The organism is Pseudomonas sp. GW821-FHT07G06 (assembly GCF_058986625.1).
In genome coordinates this window covers 48,970-66,195 of sequence record NZ_JBYSVW010000003.1, presented here as the reverse complement: position 1 = coordinate 66,195, position 17,226 = coordinate 48,970, and the positions used below count along the sequence as shown (strand labels likewise).

At 59.9% G+C, this 17,226-nt stretch carries 15 protein-coding genes and 2 pseudogenes; 7 read left to right on the top strand and 10 right to left on the bottom strand.

Features of this window, described 5'->3' with window-relative positions:
- Nucleotides 1–2 precede the first annotated feature (2 nt).
- Nucleotides 3–2,420, top strand: a complete 2,418-nt coding sequence (gene gyrB / locus AC3WJW_RS06905) for a DNA topoisomerase (ATP-hydrolyzing) subunit B (protein WP_007969881.1) — start codon at nucleotides 3–5, stop codon at nucleotides 2,418–2,420.
- A 431-nt stretch (nucleotides 2,421–2,851) separates the two neighbouring features.
- On the opposite strand, the gene AC3WJW_RS06900 is transcribed toward gyrB, so the two are convergent.
- On the bottom strand, nucleotides 2,852–3,565 hold the full coding sequence (locus tag AC3WJW_RS06900) for a response regulator transcription factor (protein WP_493725783.1): 714 nt from the start codon (nucleotides 3,563–3,565) through the stop codon (nucleotides 2,852–2,854).
- Between AC3WJW_RS06900 and AC3WJW_RS06895 the strand changes: the two are divergent.
- Nucleotides 3,540–3,695: pseudogene (locus AC3WJW_RS06895) on the top strand (ATP-binding protein); the annotation flags it as partial. The gene AC3WJW_RS06900 and the pseudogene AC3WJW_RS06895 sit on opposite strands and share 26 nt — an antisense overlap.
- A 216-nt stretch (nucleotides 3,696–3,911) precedes the next feature.
- Here AC3WJW_RS06895 and AC3WJW_RS06890 read toward each other — a convergent pair.
- The 4 genes from AC3WJW_RS06890 to glyQ form a co-directional block, all read right to left on the bottom strand.
- A complete protein-coding gene (locus AC3WJW_RS06890) occupies nucleotides 3,912–4,691 on the bottom strand; it encodes a lysophospholipid acyltransferase family protein (RefSeq protein ID WP_104450370.1) in 780 nt (259 codons plus the stop codon).
- A 90-nt stretch (nucleotides 4,692–4,781) separates the two neighbouring features.
- Nucleotides 4,782–5,327: a D-glycero-beta-D-manno-heptose 1,7-bisphosphate 7-phosphatase gene (gene gmhB / locus AC3WJW_RS06885; RefSeq protein WP_493725558.1), complete on the bottom strand. Its 546-nt coding sequence runs from the start codon at nucleotides 5,325–5,327 to the stop codon at nucleotides 4,782–4,784.
- Nucleotides 5,328–5,331: 4 nt separating this feature from the next.
- Nucleotides 5,332–7,386, bottom strand: coding sequence for a glycine--tRNA ligase subunit beta (gene glyS / locus AC3WJW_RS06880; RefSeq protein ID WP_104450371.1), 2,055 nt, complete (start codon nucleotides 7,384–7,386; stop codon nucleotides 5,332–5,334).
- Nucleotides 7,383–8,336, bottom strand: coding sequence for a glycine--tRNA ligase subunit alpha (gene glyQ, locus AC3WJW_RS06875; protein ID WP_003187265.1), 954 nt, complete (start codon nucleotides 8,334–8,336; stop codon nucleotides 7,383–7,385). The genes glyS and glyQ overlap by 4 nt, the downstream gene beginning before the upstream one ends.
- An 81-nt stretch (nucleotides 8,337–8,417) precedes the next feature.
- On the opposite strand from glyQ, the gene AC3WJW_RS06870 reads away from it, so the two are divergent.
- The 3 genes from AC3WJW_RS06870 (at nucleotide 8,418) to AC3WJW_RS06860 (ending at nucleotide 10,304) form a co-directional block, all read left to right on the top strand.
- A complete protein-coding gene (locus AC3WJW_RS06870; protein ID WP_007985082.1) occupies nucleotides 8,418–8,975 on the top strand; it encodes a DNA-3-methyladenine glycosylase I in 558 nt (185 codons plus the stop codon).
- A 40-nt stretch (nucleotides 8,976–9,015) separates the two neighbouring features.
- Nucleotides 9,016–9,903: a lysophospholipid acyltransferase gene (locus AC3WJW_RS06865; protein ID WP_493725557.1), complete on the top strand. Its 888-nt coding sequence runs from the start codon at nucleotides 9,016–9,018 to the stop codon at nucleotides 9,901–9,903.
- Nucleotides 9,904–10,064: 161 nt separating this feature from the next.
- Nucleotides 10,065–10,304 (top strand): PilZ domain-containing protein, encoded by a 240-nt coding sequence (locus tag AC3WJW_RS06860; protein WP_015092855.1) that lies wholly within the window; start codon nucleotides 10,065–10,067, stop codon nucleotides 10,302–10,304.
- On the opposite strand, the gene AC3WJW_RS06855 is transcribed toward AC3WJW_RS06860, so the two are convergent.
- The 5 genes from AC3WJW_RS06855 to def all read right to left on the bottom strand — a co-directional run bounded on the left by AC3WJW_RS06855 (nucleotide 10,295) and on the right by def (nucleotide 15,003).
- Nucleotides 10,295–10,612 (bottom strand): tetratricopeptide repeat protein, encoded by a 318-nt coding sequence (locus tag AC3WJW_RS06855; RefSeq protein WP_493725556.1) that lies wholly within the window; start codon nucleotides 10,610–10,612, stop codon nucleotides 10,295–10,297. The genes AC3WJW_RS06860 and AC3WJW_RS06855 overlap by 10 nt on opposite strands.
- Nucleotides 10,613–10,773: 161 nt before the next feature.
- The gene (trkA, locus tag AC3WJW_RS06850) at nucleotides 10,774–12,150 is read right to left on the bottom strand and encodes a Trk system potassium transporter TrkA (RefSeq protein WP_007969870.1); all 1,377 of its coding nucleotides are present in this window, start codon (nucleotides 12,148–12,150) and stop codon (nucleotides 10,774–10,776) included.
- Between the two features lie 22 nt (nucleotides 12,151–12,172).
- Nucleotides 12,173–13,483, bottom strand: coding sequence for a 16S rRNA (cytosine(967)-C(5))-methyltransferase RsmB (gene rsmB, locus AC3WJW_RS06845; protein ID WP_493725555.1), 1,311 nt, complete (start codon nucleotides 13,481–13,483; stop codon nucleotides 12,173–12,175).
- A complete protein-coding gene (fmt, locus tag AC3WJW_RS06840) occupies nucleotides 13,480–14,439 on the bottom strand; it encodes a methionyl-tRNA formyltransferase (protein ID WP_015092859.1) in 960 nt (319 codons plus the stop codon). The genes rsmB and fmt overlap by 4 nt, the downstream gene beginning before the upstream one ends.
- Before the next feature lie 57 nt (nucleotides 14,440–14,496).
- Complete coding sequence (gene def / locus AC3WJW_RS06835) at nucleotides 14,497–15,003, bottom strand: peptide deformylase (protein WP_007969867.1); 507 nt, start codon at nucleotides 15,001–15,003, stop codon at nucleotides 14,497–14,499.
- Nucleotides 15,004–15,268: 265 nt separating this feature from the next.
- Here def and AC3WJW_RS06830 point away from each other — a divergent pair.
- Together AC3WJW_RS06830 and dprA are read left to right on the top strand one after the other, a co-directional pair.
- Nucleotides 15,269–16,015 (top strand): annotated as a pseudogene (locus AC3WJW_RS06830) (peptidoglycan-binding protein); the annotation flags it as partial.
- A gap of 81 nt (nucleotides 16,016–16,096) precedes the next feature.
- On the top strand, nucleotides 16,097–17,203 hold the full coding sequence (dprA, locus tag AC3WJW_RS06825; RefSeq protein WP_493725554.1) for a DNA-processing protein DprA: 1,107 nt from the start codon (nucleotides 16,097–16,099) through the stop codon (nucleotides 17,201–17,203).
- Nucleotides 17,204–17,226: the final 23 nt, after the last annotated feature.

The following is a 17,226-nucleotide window of genomic DNA, read 5'->3' as shown; positions in this document are numbered from 1 at the left end:
CATTGAGCGAAGAAAATACGTACGACTCAACGAGCATTAAAGTGCTGAAAGGCCTGGATGCCGTACGCAAACGTCCCGGTATGTACATTGGTGATACCGACGATGGCAGCGGTCTGCACCACATGGTGTTCGAGGTGGTCGATAACTCGATCGACGAAGCGCTCGCCGGCTACTGCGACGATATCAGCATCATCATCCACCCGGATGAGTCCATCACCGTTCGCGACAACGGCCGTGGCATCCCGGTAGACGTACACAAAGAAGAAGGCGTTTCGGCAGCCGAGGTCATCATGACCGTGCTGCACGCCGGCGGTAAATTCGACGACAACTCCTACAAAGTTTCCGGTGGTCTTCACGGTGTGGGTGTGTCGGTAGTTAACGCCCTGTCGGAAGAGCTGGTCCTGACCGTTCGCCGTAGTGGCAAGATCTGGGAACAGACTTACGTCCACGGTGTTCCGCAAGAGCCGATGAAAATCGTTGGCGACTCCGAAACCACCGGTACGCAGATCCACTTCAAGGCTTCCAGCGAAACCTTCAAGAACATCCACTTCAGCTGGGACATCCTGGCCAAGCGGATTCGTGAACTGTCCTTCCTCAACTCCGGTGTCGGCATCGTCCTCAAGGACGAGCGCAGCGGCAAGGAAGAGCTGTTCAAGTACGAAGGCGGCCTGCGTGCGTTCGTTGAATACCTGAACACCAACAAGACCCCGGTCAACCAGGTGTTCCATTTCAACATCCAGCGTGAAGACGGCATCGGCGTGGAAATCGCCCTGCAGTGGAACGACAGCTTCAACGAGAACCTGTTGTGCTTCACCAACAACATTCCACAGCGCGACGGCGGTACTCACCTGGTGGGTTTCCGTTCCGCACTGACACGTAACCTGAACACCTACATCGAAGCAGAAGGCCTGGCGAAGAAGCATAAGGTCGCCACTACCGGTGACGATGCCCGTGAAGGCTTGACCGCGATCATTTCGGTGAAGGTACCGGATCCGAAGTTCAGCTCCCAGACCAAAGACAAGCTGGTATCTTCCGAAGTGAAGACTGCGGTCGAACAGGAAATGGGCAAGTACTTCTCCGACTTCCTGCTGGAAAACCCGAACGAAGCCAAGCTGGTTGTCGGCAAGATGATCGACGCCGCCCGTGCCCGTGAAGCGGCGCGCAAGGCCCGTGAGATGACCCGCCGCAAAGGTGCGCTGGACATCGCCGGCCTGCCAGGCAAACTGGCCGACTGCCAGGAAAAAGACCCTGCCCTGTCCGAACTGTACCTCGTGGAAGGTGACTCCGCGGGCGGCTCTGCCAAGCAGGGACGTAACCGCAGGACCCAGGCGATTCTGCCTCTCAAGGGTAAGATCCTGAACGTCGAGAAGGCACGCTTCGACAAGATGATCTCTTCCCAGGAAGTAGGCACCTTGATCACCGCGCTGGGCTGCGGCATCGGTCGCGAAGAGTACAACATCGACAAGCTGCGCTATCACAACATCATCATCATGACCGATGCTGACGTCGACGGTTCGCACATCCGTACCCTGCTGCTGACCTTCTTCTTCCGTCAGTTGCCGGAGCTGATCGAGCGTGGCTACATCTACATCGCCCAGCCGCCTCTGTACAAAGTGAAGAAAGGCAAGCAAGAGCAATACATCAAAGACGACGACGCCATGGAAGAGTACATGACGCAGTCGGCCCTGGAAGATGCGAGCCTGCACCTGAACGAGGAAGCACCGGGTATCTCCGGCGAAGCCCTTGAGCGTCTGGTAAACGACTTCCGTCTGGTAATGAAGACCCTCAAGCGTCTGTCGCGCCTGTACCCGCAGGAACTGACCGAGCACTTCATCTACCTGCCGGCGGTCAGCATGGATCAACTGTCCGATCACGCAGCGATGCAGGATTGGCTGGCCCAGTACGAAGTGCGTCTGCGCACCGTCGAGAAGTCGGGTCTGGTCTACAAGGCCAGCCTGCGTGAAGACCGTGAGCGTAACGTCTGGCTGCCAGAGGTCGAACTGATCTCCCACGGCCTGTCCAACTACGTCACCTTCAACCGCGACTTCTTCGGCAGCAACGACTACAAGACCGTAGTTTCCCTGGGCGCTCAACTCAGCACCTTGCTGGACGACGGCGCGTACATCCAGCGTGGCGAGCGCAAGAAGCAGGTCACCGAGTTCAAGGAAGCCCTTGAGTGGTTGATGGCCGAAAGCACCAAGCGCCACACCATCCAGCGATACAAAGGACTGGGCGAGATGAACCCGGATCAGCTGTGGGAAACCACCATGGACCCGGGCTCGCGCCGCATGCTTAAAGTGACCATCGAAGACGCCATTGGCGCGGACCAGATCTTCAACACCCTGATGGGTGATGCGGTCGAGCCTCGTCGTGACTTCATCGAGAGCAACGCCCTGGCGGTGTCCAACCTGGACTTCTGATTCCGGTCGACGCCAACGAAAAGGCCAATGCATCTGCATTGGCCTTTTTTTTGGTTCATCACGTAATTCCGGGAAACTGTAGGTGCCAGCTTGCTGGCGATGACGGCCACTTAAGATTCCGCCTTTACGGCGGGTAACTCGGAAAAACGGAACGCCGCCCGGCCCCAAGTAACCAAGGGCTCTTGCCCCTGACGTTCGACCTCTCGAAGGGGCGCACACCGCAACAGCACCGTGAGGCGAGCTAACGCTCGACCTCGTTGTTTGGTGGTGCACGCGTTCCCCTGTAGGAGCTGCCGAAGGCTGCGATCTTTTGATCTTGCTTTTTCGATCTGGAGATGTCTGAAGATCAAGATCAAAAGATCGCAGCCTTCGGCAGCTCCTACAGATATTTCGTAATCTGTGTTCCCCCGGGAATGCGTAATGAACCTTTTTTATTGCCTGCGACTCTCGCTCGCCGGTGCCACACTCTCCAACCGATACCCATACCCGTAAATCGTCAGCAACTGCCAACCGCGATCCGCTGTCAGGCCAAGCTTGTTGCGCAGGCGATAGATGTGGGTGTCCAGCGGCCGGGACGAGGACATTTCTTCGTGGGGCCAGAATCGTTCGTACAGGTAATCCCGCGACAGCGGTCGACCGAGGTTGCTGAACAGGCAATGCGCCAGGCGGTATTCGCGTTCGGTCATGACGATCGGTTTGCCGTCGCGAGTGATGGTCAGTTCGGCGTCGTCGAACACCAGGTCATTGAAGCTCAACCCTTCGGCGGCGGCCATGCGCTGCTGGCCATGGCGGCGCAGGACCGCGCCAACACGGGCTTTCAGTTCATTGGGGCGGAACGGTTTGCTGACGTAGTCGTCGGCGCCGGCATTCAGGGCCTGAACGATATCGCTTTCGCCGTCGCGACTGGTGAGCATGATGGCCGCGGGCGGCGCTTCCATGTGTTCGCGGGTCCATTGCAGTAATGACAAACCCGAGAGGTCGGGCAGTTGCCAGTCGAGGATCAGCAGGTCGAAGGTTTCCCGCCGTAGTTGGCGCAACAGGTCTTCGGCCCGTTCGAAGCTGTGCAGTGACCACGGCTGCTCTCCTTTCTCGGCCATCTGTTGCAGGGTTTGTTCGACCCGGCGCAGTTCATCCGCCCAGGGTATCGATGGCGTGGGGTTGGGATTGTCGATAGTCAAAGCGGTTGTGGACCGGCACGGCGGGCGAATCGAGTGTCAGAGCGAGGTGGGCCAGGGGACGACATTCAGGCTGCAATTTCCGCTGTTTACGGAATGAAAGCGAACGATCCAGGTTGCTCCGTCGTGTCGACTGCCGGCGATTATTCCGGGCATAAAAAAACCGGCTATATCAGCCGGTTTTTTTACGTCCAAAAAAAACTTATGCACGTTTTTATGGGATTTATCATTCTAAGAAATATGTAAAAAAATCATAAAGTTACGTGCAAATAACGACGGTTTTAAAGGAAACGGTACACAGGTTATCCACAGAATCTCAGACAGTCACCTGATCGTTTGAAACCGGCGCTTGCGGAGCCGGGGGCAGTGAGCCCATTTCCCGTTGCATCTGCTCGTTCCAGGCCTGGACCCGGTCGTTCAATTCAGCAATGGCTCGCGGTCCGGTGCCTTCGGCATACATCGGTGTGCCAATGATCACGGTGATGACGCCCTGCTTCTTCGCCCAACCGGTTTTCGGCCAGAACTTGCCGGCGTTGTGCGCAATCGGCAACACGGGCAATTCGGCGTTGACCGCCAATGCGCTGCCACCGCGCGAGAACTTTCCGATGGTGCCGTAAGGAACGCGCGTGCCTTCGGGGAAGATCAGCACCCAGACATTGTCCTTGAGCAACTCATCGCCTTTCTGCGCCACATGCTTGAGTGCGGCTTTCGGGTTGTCACGATCGATGGCGATCGGTCGCAGCATGGCCATGGCCCAACCGAAGAACGGCACATAGAGCAATTCGCGTTTGAGCACCTGGCTCAGCGGTGAGAAGTAGGCAGAGAGAAAGAATGTCTCCCAGGTGCTCTGGTGGTTCGACTGAATGACGCAAGGCCGTTCAGGGACGTTCTCGGCACCCTTCACTTCGTAGCGGATACCCAGAAACACTTTGCTCAGCCACAAGGCGCAGCGGCACCAGTACACGTTGATGAAGCGATAGCGTGCCTTGAACGGCAGAAACGGCGCGATAAAAAAGCTCAGGCTGCACCACAGCAAGGAGCTGGTGCCCAGCAGCAGGTAAAAGAGGAATGTTCTGATGGCCTGCAGTATCGACATGGTGACGTTTACCAATGCGGGCAATGCCCGTCTATATAAAGCGCACTTCCCTTTCATCCTTTGTCAGGAACAATCGAAGCGCACCACTTATTAACGGCAGTTGTGGATAAGTTCTGCGGCAATCGCCGCCAGATCGTCAAAAATCAAGGTGCCTGCCGGAAGGGTCTTGCCCAAAGTCTTTTCGCCTTTTCCGGTCTTAACCAAAACTGGCTGTGAATCGACGGCTTTAGCGGCTTCCAGGTCACCAAGGCTATCGCCGACGAACCATAGATCAGTCAGCGACACGTTGTAATGTGCGGCGATGTTTTTCAACATCCCGGGTTTCGGCTTGCGGCAATCGCAGCCTTCGTCCGGCCCGTGGGGGCAGTAGACGATCAGGCCGACTTCACCGCCCTGCTCCGCCACCAGCGCGCGCAAGCGCTCGTGCATGGCATCCAGGGTGGCGAGGTCGTAGTAGCCGCGAGCGATGCCCGACTGGTTGGTAGCGACGGCTACCGTCCAGCCGGCCTTGCTCAACTGCGCGATGGCTTCGATCGAACCGGGGAGTGGAATCCACTCCTCCACCGACTTGATGTAAGCGTCGGAGTCGTAATTGATCACTCCGTCCCGATCGAGAATCAGCAGTTTCAACAGCAACTCCTCAGCCCAGCAGCGAAATGTCGGCGACGCCGAGGAACAACCCACGCAGACGCGCCAGCAATGCATAACGGTTGGCGCGGACTTTTGCGTCCTCCGCGTTGACCATCACCGCTTCGAAGAACGCATCCACCGGCTCGCGCAGGGCGGCCAGGCGTGCCAGGGATTCGCTGTACTGACGCGAGGCGGCCATTGGCTGTACAGCCTGGTCAGCCTGCTGGATCGCCGAGTACAGGGAGAACTCGTTGGCATTGTCGAAGTACTTGGCTTCCACGACCGTAGGCACCGAACCTTCGACCTTGCTCAGCAGGTTCGACACGCGCTTGTTCACCGCGGCCAGGGCAGCGGCTTCCGGCAATTTGCGGAAGGCCTCTACCGCTTGCACGCGCTGGTCGAAGTCCAGGGCCGAGCCCGGCTTCAGGGCACGTACCGACAGGTAGGTGGCGACATCGACGCCTTCGTCTTCGTAACGGGCACGCAGACGGTCGAAGATGAATTCCAGCACCGAGTCGTTGAGGCCGGCAGCCTTGACCTTGGTACCGAACGCATCCACGGCGAAGGCCACGGCCTCGGTCAGGTCCAGATCCAGTTGTTTCTCTATCAGGATGCGCAACACGCCCAGTGCCGCACGGCGCAGGGCATACGGGTCCTTGCTACCGGTTGGCAGCATACCGATGCCGAAAATACCGACCAGCGTATCGAGCTTGTCGGCGATGGCCACGGCCGCACCGGTCAGGGTGGACGGCAGTTCAGCACCGGCACCGCGCGGCATGTACTGCTCGTTCAGGGCCAGTGCGACATCTTCCGGCTCGCCATCGTTGAGGGCGTAGTAGTAACCGGCGACACCTTGCATCTCCGGGAACTCACCGACCATTTCGGTCGACAGGTCGCACTTCGACAGCAGGCCGGCACGAGCGGCCCACGCGGCGTTGCCGCCGATGCGTTGAGCGATGAACGCGGCCAGTTTGGAAACACGCTCGGCCTTGTCGTAGACGCTGCCGAGTTTTTCCTGGAACACCACGTTCTGCAGGCGCAGGTTGAAGTCTTCGAGCTTCTGCTTCTTGTCTTGCTTGAAGAAGAATTCGGCGTCGGTCAGGCGTGGGCGAACCACTTTCTCGTTACCGGCGATGATCTGCTGCGGGTCTTTGCTTTCGATGTTGGCCACGGTGATGAAACGTGGCAGCAACTTGCCGTCGGCATCCAGCAGGCAGAAGTACTTCTGGTTGTCCTGCATGGTGGTGATCAGGGCTTCTTGCGGCACGTCAAGGAAGCGTTCCTCGAACGAACACACCAGCGGCACCGGCCATTCGACCAGCGCAGTCACTTCGTCGAGCAGGGCCGGCGGAACGATTGCCGTGCCTTCCTGACGGGTGGCCAGCTCTTCGGTGCGCTTGCTGATGATCTCGCGACGCTCGTTGGCATCGGCCAGCACGTAGGCGGCACGCAGGTCGGCCAGGTAGCTGGACGGCGAACCGATACGCACGCTTTCCGGGTGATGGAAGCGGTGACCACGTGAATCGCGACCGGCTTTCTGGGCAAGGATGGTGCAGTCGATGACCTGGTCACCGAGCAGCATCACCAGCCATTGGGTCGGACGCACGAACTCTTCCTTGCGCGCACCCCAACGCATGCGTTTCGGGATCGGCAGGTCGTTCAGGGAATCTTCGACGATGGTTGGCAGCAGGCTCGCGGTCGGCTTGCCGGCGATGCTCTGGCTGTAGCGCAGTTTCGGGCCGCTCTGATCGATTTCGCTCAGCTCGACGCCGCACTTTTTGGCAAAACCCAGTGCCGCTTGCGTCGGATTGCCTTCGGCATCGAATGCAGCCTGACGTGGCGGGCCATCGAGGTTGATGCTGCGATCCGGCTGCTGGGTGGCCAGCGAGGTGATCAGCACAGCCAGGCGGCGTGGCGCGGCATAAACGGTTTTGGTCTCGTAGTTCAGGCCGGCAGCTTGCAGGCCCTTGTCGATACCGGCAAGAAACGCCTCGGCCAGGGTGTTCAGGGCCTTGGGTGGCAGTTCTTCAGTGCCCAGTTCAACCAGAAAATCCAGAGCACTCATTGTGCAGCCTCCAGCTTGGCCAGTACTTCGTCACGCAGGTCCGGGGTCGCCATCGGGAAGCCCAGCTTGGCGCGAGCCAGCAGGTAGGCTTGCGCAACGGAACGCGCCAGGGTGCGTACACGCAGGATGTATTGCTGACGCGCGGTCACGGAAATTGCCCGGCGCGCATCCAGCAGGTTGAAGGTATGGGAAGCCTTCAACACCATTTCGTAGCTCGGCAACGGCAGCGGCTGGTCGAGTTCGATCAGGCGCTTGGCTTCGCTTTCGTAGAAATCGAACAGTTCGAACAGCTTGTCGACGTTGGCGTGTTCGAAGTTGTAGGTCGATTGCTCCACTTCGTTCTGGTGGAACACATCGCCGTAGGTCACTTTGCCGAACGGACCGTCAGCCCAGACCAGGTCGTAGACCGAGTCCACGCCTTGCAGGTACATGGCCAGGCGCTCGAGGCCGTAGGTGATCTCGCCGGTCACCGGGTAGCACTCGATGCCGCCCGCTTGCTGGAAGTAAGTGAACTGGGTCACTTCCATGCCGTTGAGCCAGACTTCCCAGCCCAGACCCCAGGCGCCGAGGGTCGGCGATTCCCAGTTGTCTTCGACGAAGCGGATGTCGTGGACCAGCGGGTCCAGGCCGACGTGCTTGAGGGAGCCCAGGTACAGTTCCTGGAAGTTGTCCGGGTTCGGCTTCAGGACCACCTGGAACTGGTAGTAGTGCTGCAGACGGTTCGGGTTTTCGCCGTAGCGGCCGTCAGTCGGACGACGGCTTGGCTGCACGTAGGCGGCGTTCCAGGTTTCCGGGCCAATGGCGCGCAGGAATGTAGCAGTGTGGAAAGTGCCGGCGCCTACTTCCATATCGTAGGGCTGAAGTACCACACAACCTTGCTCGGCCCAGTATTGCTGGAGGGCGAGGATCAAGTCTTGGAAGGTACGCACGGCTGGCGTAGGCTGGCTCACGAAATTCACCTGTTTCTTGGGCTGCGATTTAAAGAGCGGGAGTATACCCGATTCATTGCTGCGCACGCCCCCTGGAGCCTTATGCCACGCTGCTTTTGGTGTTCCGAAGATCCGCTGTACATGGCTTATCACGATCAGGAGTGGGGCACGCCGCTACGCGATGCGCAGGGTTTGTTCGAGTTGCTTTTGCTCGAAGGGTTCCAGGCCGGGCTTTCCTGGATCACTGTGCTGCGCAAACGCGAGCATTATCGTCAGGTGATGTTCGGTTTTGATGTCCAGCGCGTGGCGCAGATGAGCGATGCCGAAATCGACGAGTTGATGCTCGATCCGGGGATCATCCGCAACCGCCTCAAGCTCAACGCGGCCCGGCGCAATGCCCAGGCCTGGCTGGCGTTGGAGGACCCGGTGGCGTTTCTCTGGTCGTTCGTCGGTGGCACGCCTGTGATCAATCATTTCAAGGATCGCAGCGAAGTCCCGGCCGTGACGCCGACCGCCGTGGAGATGAGCAAAGGCCTGAAAAAAGCCGGATTCACGTTCGTCGGACCGACCATTTGCTACGCGCTGATGCAGGCCTCGGGCATGGTCATGGATCACACCCGGGATTGCGACCGCTACGCGCAGTTGGCGAACGGCGGTTAGAATAGCCGCCTCGCGCACAGCACAAGATCAGGAGTGACCTGTGGATAAGTTTAAAGGCGCCTTGCTGGTAGGCGCTCTGCGGCTGTTTGCCCTGCTTCCGTGGCGGGCCGTGCAGGCCGTGGGCTCGGCGATTGGCTGGGTCATGTGGAAAACCCCGAACCGTTCCCGCGACGTGGTACGGATCAACCTGTCCAAGTGCTTTCCGGACATGGACCCCGCCGAGCGCGAACGTTTAGTCGGACAGAGCCTCAAGGACATCGGCAAGTCCCTGACCGAAAGCGCCTGTGCCTGGATCTGGCCGGCCCAGCGCTCCATCGACCTGGTGCGCGAGGTCGAAGGCCTCGACATATTGAAGGACGCCCTCGCCTCCGGCAAAGGCGTGGTTGGCATCACCAGCCATCTGGGCAATTGGGAAGTGCTCAATCACTTCTATTGCAGCCAGTGCAAACCGATCATTTTCTACCGCCCGCCAAAATTGAAGGCGGTGGACGAGTTGCTGCAAAAGCAACGGGTGCAACTGGGTAACAAGGTCGCTGCTTCCACCAAGGAAGGCATCCTCAGCGTCATCAAGGAAGTGCGCAAAGGTGGTGCAGTGGGCATTCCTGCTGACCCGGAACCGGCCGAATCCGCCGGGATCTTCGTGCCGTTCTTCGCCACCCAGGCACTGACCAGCAAATTCGTACCCAACATGCTCGCTGGCGGCAAAGCGGTCGGCGTGTTCCTGCATGCGCTGCGCCTGCCCGACGGTTCAGGCTACAAAGTGATCCTCGAAGCCGCGCCAGAGGCCATGTACAGCACCGATACGGCGGAATCCTGTGCGGCCATGAGTAAAGTGGTCGAGCGTTATGTCGGGGCCTACCCGAGCCAGTACATGTGGAGCATGAAGCGCTTCAAGAAGCGGCCACCGGGTGAAGAGCGCTGGTACTGACTTACCTGGCACACTCTGTGGATAACCTTGTAGGAGCGAGCTTGCTCGCGATGGACGTTAACGATGATGCGGGCTGCCTGGTTGAACGCGGCGCCCTTGCATCCATCGCGAGCAAGCTCGCTCCTACATGTATCCACCACCCGTTCTCAAGGGCGCAGAAGATGTCCGAACATCGCAAGTCATTCCGCATCAAGATCAGTCACGAAAACATCGGCGAATGCCTGGGCCAGACGCGCAACCTGTCGACCACCGGCGTTTACGTCAAGCATCCGAAACTGTCGGCGTTGCCCCGGGGCGCGGTGGTCTACGGGCAGGTGCAAGACTTACCCACAGGCGCACCGCGGGTACGCATGGAAGTGGTGTTGGTGGATGCCGAAGGGATTGGCTTGCGCTATCTCTGAGCTGTGCGATCCAGCTTTTTCAGAAACACTGTCATTTCCTTTTCTGCCTGCTTGTCGCCATGGTTGCGAGCGGCTTCCAGGCCTTGTTCCCAGGCTTGGCGCGCGGCCGCAACGTCCGCCAGCGCCAGATGGGCCTTGCCCAGCAGTTTCCACGCCGCCGAATACTTCGGATCGAATTCGACGCAGCGCTGAAAATGCTCCGCCGCCTTGGCGTTCTCCCCCAGATCCAGATAACCCTTGCCCAGGCCGAAGCGCAGCAATGAGTTATCCACACCCTTGGCGAGCATTTTTTCCAGGGATTCGATCATCGGTGGATTCCTTTTTGAGGTAGGTCGGTTAGAGGTCAGGTGCCAGTCCGACCGCTATCGCGAGCAAGCTCGCTCCCACAGGGGCTTTGTGATCGACATATAACCAATGTGGGAGCGAGCTTGCTCGCGATGAGGCCAGTCTGATCACCGAAAAATCCGGATCAGAAGAAGCTCAACCCCACATGGAACAACTTCTCCACATCGCGAATATGTTTTTTATCCACAAGGAACAGAATCACATGGTCGCCTGCTTCGATCACAGTGTCATCGTGGGCGATGATCACTTCTTCGTCGCGGATAATCGCACCGATGGTGGTGCCCGGCGGCAGGCCGATATTCTCGATGGCCTTGCCGATCACTTTGCTTGATTTCGCATCGCCGTGGGCAATCGCCTCGATGGCCTCTGCCGCGCCACGGCGCAGTGAGTGCACGCTGACGATGTCGCCACGGCGTACGTGGGCCAGCAAGGTGCCGATGGTCGCCAGTTGCGGGCTGATGGCGATGTCGATGTCGCCGCCCTGGATCAGATCGACATAGGCCGGGTTGTTGATGATGGTCATCACCTTCTTCGCACCGAGACGCTTGGCCAGCAGCGACGACATGATATTGGCTTCGTCGTCGTTGGTCAGGGCGAGGAACAGGTCGGCGTCGGCGATGTTCTCTTCCAGCAGCAGGTCGCGGTCCGAGGCGCTGCCCTGCAACACCACGGTGCTGTCGAGGTGGTCCGAGAGGTGACGGCAGCGTGCCGGGTTCATCTCGATGATCTTTACCTGATAACGGCTTTCGATGGCCTCGGCCAGACGCTCGCCGATCTGCCCGCCACCGGCGATGACAATACGTTTGTAGGTTTCGTCGAGACGGCGCATTTCGCTCATGACCGCGCGAATGTTCGCTTTGGCGGCGATGAAAAACACCTCGTCGTCGGCCTCGATCACGGTATCGCCCTGGGGTAGGATCGGCCGGTCGCGGCGGAAAATGGCGGCCACGCGGGTTTCGACGTTCGGCATGTGTTCACGCAGCTGTCGCAGTTGCTGGCCCACCAGCGGCCCGCCGTAATAGGCGCGAACCGCGACCAGTTGTGCCTTGCCTTCGGCGAAGTCGATCACCTGCAAGGCGCCCGGATGCTGGATCAGACGCTTGATGTAGTTGGTGACCACTTGTTCCGGGCTGATCAGCACGTCCACCGGAATCGCTTCATTCTGGAACAACTGCTCTTCGCGGGTCAGGTACGCGGCCTCACGAACCCGGGCGATCTTGGTCGGGGTGTGGAACAGGGTATGGGCGACTTGGCAGGCGACCATGTTGGTTTCGTCGCTGTTGGTCACGGCGACCAGCATGTCGGCGTCGTCGGCACCGGCCTGGCGCAGCACGGTCGGAAACGAACCGCGGCCCTGCACCGTGCGGATGTCCAGGCGGTCGCCAAGGTCGCGCAGGCGTTCGCCGTCGGTGTCGACCACGGTTATATCGTTGGCTTCGCTGGCCAGGTGTTCCGCCAGCGAACCGCCGACCTGTCCTGCGCCGAGGATGATGATTTTCATCCAGTCACTCCATTGAATCCGTTTAACCGCGTGCGGCGGCGATCTTGATCAGCTTGGCGTAGTAGAACCCGTCGTGGCCGCCTTCCTGGGCCAGCAACTGGCGACCATGGGGCTGCTTGATACCGGCCGCCGTGGCGAGGTCCAGTTCACGGGCGCCCGGCGTGCGGGCGAGGAACGCTTCGATGACTTCGGTGTTCTCGGTCGGCAGCGTTGAGCAGGTGGCGTATAGCAGAATGCCGCCGACTTCCAGGGTGTTCCACATGGCGTCGAGCAACTCGCCTTGCAGCAGCGCCAGCGCGGCGATGTCGTCGGGCTGGCGGGTCAGCTTGATGTCCGGATGACGACGGATCACGCCCGTCGCCGAGCATGGCGCGTCCAGCAGAATGCGCTGGAACGGCTTGCCGTCCCACCACGCCTGAGTGTCGCGGCCGTCGGCGGCAATCAGTTCGGCGCTCAGTTTCAGGCGTTCGAGGTTTTCCCGCACCCGCACCAGACGCTTGGCTTCCAGGTCTACCGCCACCACCCCGGCCAGCTTTGGCTCGGCTTCGAGAATATGACAGGTCTTGCCGCCGGGTGCGCAGCAGGCGTCCAGTACCCGTTGGCCCGGTGCCAGATCGAGCAGATCAGCGGCCAGTTGTGCCGCTTCGTCCTGCACGCTGATCCAGCCCTCGGCGAAACCCGGCAGGCTGCGCACGTCGGCGGCGGCTTCGAGCACGATACCGTCACGGCTGTACACACAGGGTGTGGCGGCGATACCGGCGTCGGTCAGCAAACCGAGGTAAGCATCCCGGCTGTGATGGCGACGGTTGACCCGCAGGATCATTGGCGGATGCGCGTTGTTGGCGGCGCAGATGGCTTCCCATTGCTCTGGCCAGAACGCCTTCAGGGATTTCTGCAGCCAACGCGGGTGGGCGGTGCGCACCACCGGATCGCGTTCCAGTTCGGCGAAAATCGTTTCGCTTTCGCGCTGAGCGTTACGCAGGACAGCGTTGAGCAAGGCCTTGGCCCATGGTTTTTTCAACTTGTCGGCGCAACCGACCGTCTCGCCAATCGCGGCATGGGCCGGGACGCGGGTGTAGAGCAACTGATAGAGGCCGACCAGCAGCAGCGCCTCAACATCGGCATCGGCAGCCTTGAACGGCTTTTGCAGCAACTTGGCCGCCAGCGCCGACAAACGTGGCTGCCAGCGTGCGGTGCCGAACGCCAGGTCCTGGGTGAAGCCGCGATCACGGTCCTCGACCTTGTCCAACTGCGTTGGCAGTGAACTGTTGAGCGAGGCTTTTCCGTTCAGGACGGCGGCAAGTGCCCTGGCGGCGGCCAGACGCGGATTCATTGAGCGTCCGCCGCTTGACCGAGGACAGTGCCAGTGGCGAATTTCTCACGGCGGCTGTTGAACAGGTCGCTGAAGTTCAGCGCCTTGCCACCGGGCAATTGCAGACGGGTCAGGCACAACGCCTGCTCGCCGCACGCGACGATCAGGCCGTCCTTGCTGGCGCTGAGGATTTCACCGGGTGCACCTTTGCCTTCGGCCAGGTTCGCGGCCAGCACTTTCAGGGCTTCGCCATTCAAGGTGCTGTGGGTGATCGGCCATGGGTTGAATGCACGCACCAGACGCTCCAGCTCAACCGCCGGGCGACTCCAGTCGATGCGAGCTTCGTCCTTGTTCAATTTGTGCGCGTAGGTGGCGAGGCTGTCGTCCTGCACTTCGCCTTCCAGCGTACCTGCGGCGAGACCGGCAATCGCCTGAACCACGGCCGGTGGACCCATTTCGGCCAGACGGTCGTGAAGGCTGCCGCCAGTGTCTTCGGCGCTGATCGGCGTGGTGACTTTAAGCAGCATCGGCCCGGTGTCGAGGCCGGCTTCCATGCGCATCACGGTCACGCCGCTTTCGGCATCCCCTGCTTGCACGGCACGCTGGATCGGTGCCGCACCACGCCAGCGCGGGAGCAGCGAAGCGTGGCTATTGATGCAACCCAGGCGCGGAATGTCCAGCACCACTTGCGGCAGGATCAGGCCGTAGGCGACAACCACCATCAAGTCCGGTTTCAGCGCGGCCAGTTCGGCTTGCGCGTCTTCGTTGCGCAGGGTTGGCGGCTGCAACACCGGGATGTTGTTCTCCAGAGCAAGCTGCTTGACCGGGCTCGGCATCAGTTTTTGCCCGCGACCGGCCGGACGATCCGGTTGGGTGTAGACCGCGACGATCTCGTAAGGGCTGCTCAGCAGGGCCTTGAGATGTTCGGCGGCGAATTCCGGGGTGCCGGCAAAGACAATGCGCAGTGGCTCAGTCATGGGTGACGTCTCTTGAAAAGAAAAAGGCTTGCCGCAGCAAGCCTTTGAAGATGGGCATCAGGCGTTCTGGCGATGAAGCTTTTCCAGTTTTTTCTTGATGCGGTCGCGTTTGAGCGTGGACAGGTAATCGACGAACAATTTGCCATTGAGGTGGTCGCATTCGTGCTGGATACACACCGCGAGCAAATCTTCGGCGATCAGTTCGTATGGCTTGCCGTCGCGGTCCAGCGCCTTGACCTTGACCCGTTGCGGGCGATCGACGTTTTCGTAGAAGCCCGGCACCGACAGGCAGCCTTCCTGGTACTGGCCCATGTCATCGGTCAGCGGTTCGAGCTCGGGGTTGATGAACACTCGCGGCTCGGTGCGGTCTTCGGAGAGGTCCATCACGACGATACGTTTGTGCACGTTGACCTGGGTAGCGGCGAGGCCGATGCCAGGCGCTTCATACATTGTTTCAAACATGTCGTCGACCAACTGACGCACTTCGTCGTCCACTACGGCCACTGGCTTGGCGATAGTGCGCAGACGCGGATCAGGGAATTCGAGGATGTTTAAAATGGCCATAAGCTTGATCAGTGCACGTGTGAAGTAAGGTCGGGTCGATGGCCTGGCGGGTCCGAAGAAATGCAGGCTACCGTTGTAAAACGTAGCTCCCTTCTGTTGACAAGCAAGTTTTGACAAGCAAGCCGGGAGCGAGCCACTGACGGCTCTGGCGTTTCACGCGAATGCACATAATAAAGGGATTCACCGCATGAGGAAATCACTACTCGCCCTGCTGCTCCTGGCTTCGGCAGGCTGGGCGTACGGGCAGGTGCAACTTCGGGAAGATATTCCCACCATAAAGCTGTCGCCTCAGGTTCGCAGCAGCCCGGTGACCGAGGTTATCCCCAGCATTGCGCTCAAATCGATCAACAGCTTTCTGCTGAGCAACCGCATCGTCGACAAGGCCGAGGATTTCACCAAGGCGCCTTACATCGTCGCTGGTGATTCCGAGCGGGTGCTCAGCGGCGCGGGTGACCGCATCTTTGCCCGCGGCCATTTCGATCCGGCAAAACCGGCGTACGGTATCTTCCGCCAAGGCAAGGTCTACACCGATCCGCAGAGCAAGGAAATCCTGGGGATCAACGCCGACGACATCGGCGGCGGCGATGTCGTGGCCATCGAAGGTGACGTCGCCACCCTTGAGTTGCAACGCACGACCCAGGAAGTTCGCCTCGGCGATCGCTTGTTCAGCGGTGAAGAACACGCGATCAACTCGACCTTCACGCCCAGCGCACCGAGCCACGACATCAACGGTTTGATCATCGATGTTCCGCGCGGGGTCACGCAGATCGGCGAGTTGGACGTGGTTACCCTGAACAAGGGGCAGCGCGACGGTCTGGTCGAAGGCAATTTGCTGGCAGTGATGAAAACCGGTGAAACAGTGCGGGACCGGATCACCGGCCAGCCATTGAAAATTCCCGATGAGCGCGCCGGTCTGCTGATGGTTTTCCGTACCTACGACAAACTCAGTTATGGGCTGGTGCTCAGCGCTTCGCGCTCGCTGTCGGTGATGGACAAGGTACGAAATCCGTAAGAGTGCTTCACAAGTTACCAACAGAGTTATCCACAGCTTATTCCCGTTTGTACGGGTGCTCATAACGATCAAGGATGATCCATGTCGCTGTCTGCCGTTACACCGGTTTCCCCCGCGGAACTGGAAGCTCGTTTACGTTTGCACCGTTTGCCGGAACTCGGCCCGGCGCGTTTCAAGAAATTGCTCGAAGCCTTCGGCTCGGCATCCAAAGCCCTCAGTGCACCTGCCAGTGCCTGGCGCGCGCTGGGCTTGCCACTGACCTGTTCCGAGGCCAGGCGTAGCGCTGAGATCCGAGACGGCGCCAGTCATGCATTGGCGTGGCTGGAGCATCCGACCCAGCATTTACTGATGTGGGACCAACCGGACTACCCGGCACTGCTGGCACAAATCAGCGATGCACCACCGCTGTTATTTGTCGCCGGCGATCCCGGCATTCTGGAAAAACCGCAACTGGCGATGGTCGGCAGCCGTCGCGCTTCCCGGCCGGGGATGGACACCGCTGCCGCGTTTTCCCGGAGCCTGGCGGGTGCCGGTTTTGTCATTACCAGCGGCCTGGCCTTGGGCATTGACGCCGCCGCACATCAGGCCGCATTGGACATTGGCGGGCAAACGGTGGGTGTGCTCGGCACGGGGCTCGAGAAGTTTTATCCACAGCGAAATAGACGCCTGGCGGACGCCATGATCGCTTCGGGCAGCGCAGTGCTTTCGGAGTTTCCGCTGGATGCCGGCCCCAGCGCCGGCAACTTCCCCCGGCGCAACCGGATCATCAGCGGTTTGTCCCTCGGGGTGCTGGTGGTCGAAGCCAGTGTCGCCAGCGGTTCACTGATCACCGCGAGGCTGGCGGCGGAACAGGGGCGCGAGGTGTTTGCGATGCCCGGGTCGATCCATCATCCCGGTGCCCGCGGCTGCCATCAGTTGATCCGTGACGGTGCGGTGCTGGTGGAAACCATCGAACATATCCTCGAAGCCTTGCGCGGCTGGCAACGAGTGTCGTTATCCACAGAATCCTTCACCCCTGAAACGACCCACCCCCTGTTGAAGTTGCTGCATGCCGCACCTCTGACCAGTGAAGCGCTGGCCGACGCAAGCGGCTGGACCTTGCCGAAAGTGCTGGCGGCGTTGACGGAACTGGAAATGGACGGTCGCGCTATTTGCGAAAGCGGGCGCTGGTTTGCACGGGTGAGCTAGGTTTTATAAACAAGATCGGTAAA

Coding starts and splice junctions, on each gene's coding strand:
- AC3WJW_RS06890 (WP_104450370.1), bottom strand. CDS start 4,691: ATGTCGATACTGCAGGCCATCAGAACATTCCTCTTTTACCTGCTGCTG.
- trkA (WP_007969870.1), bottom strand. CDS start 12,150: ATGAAAATCATCATCCTCGGCGCAGGACAGGTCGGCGGTTCGCTGGCG.
- def (WP_007969867.1), bottom strand. CDS start 15,003: ATGGCCATTTTAAACATCCTCGAATTCCCTGATCCGCGTCTGCGCACT.
- rsmB (WP_493725555.1), bottom strand. CDS start 13,483: ATGAATCCGCGTCTGGCCGCCGCCAGGGCACTTGCCGCCGTCCTGAAC.
- fmt (WP_015092859.1), bottom strand. CDS start 14,439: ATGACTGAGCCACTGCGCATTGTCTTTGCCGGCACCCCGGAATTCGCC.
- glyS (WP_104450371.1), bottom strand. CDS start 7,386: ATGAGTGCTCTGGATTTTCTGGTTGAACTGGGCACTGAAGAACTGCCA.
- AC3WJW_RS06855 (WP_493725556.1), bottom strand. CDS start 10,612: ATGATCGAATCCCTGGAAAAAATGCTCGCCAAGGGTGTGGATAACTCA.
- AC3WJW_RS06870 (WP_007985082.1), top strand. CDS start 8,418: ATGCCACGCTGCTTTTGGTGTTCCGAAGATCCGCTGTACATGGCTTAT.
- dprA (WP_493725554.1), top strand. CDS start 16,097: ATGTCGCTGTCTGCCGTTACACCGGTTTCCCCCGCGGAACTGGAAGCT.
- AC3WJW_RS06860 (WP_015092855.1), top strand. CDS start 10,065: ATGTCCGAACATCGCAAGTCATTCCGCATCAAGATCAGTCACGAAAAC.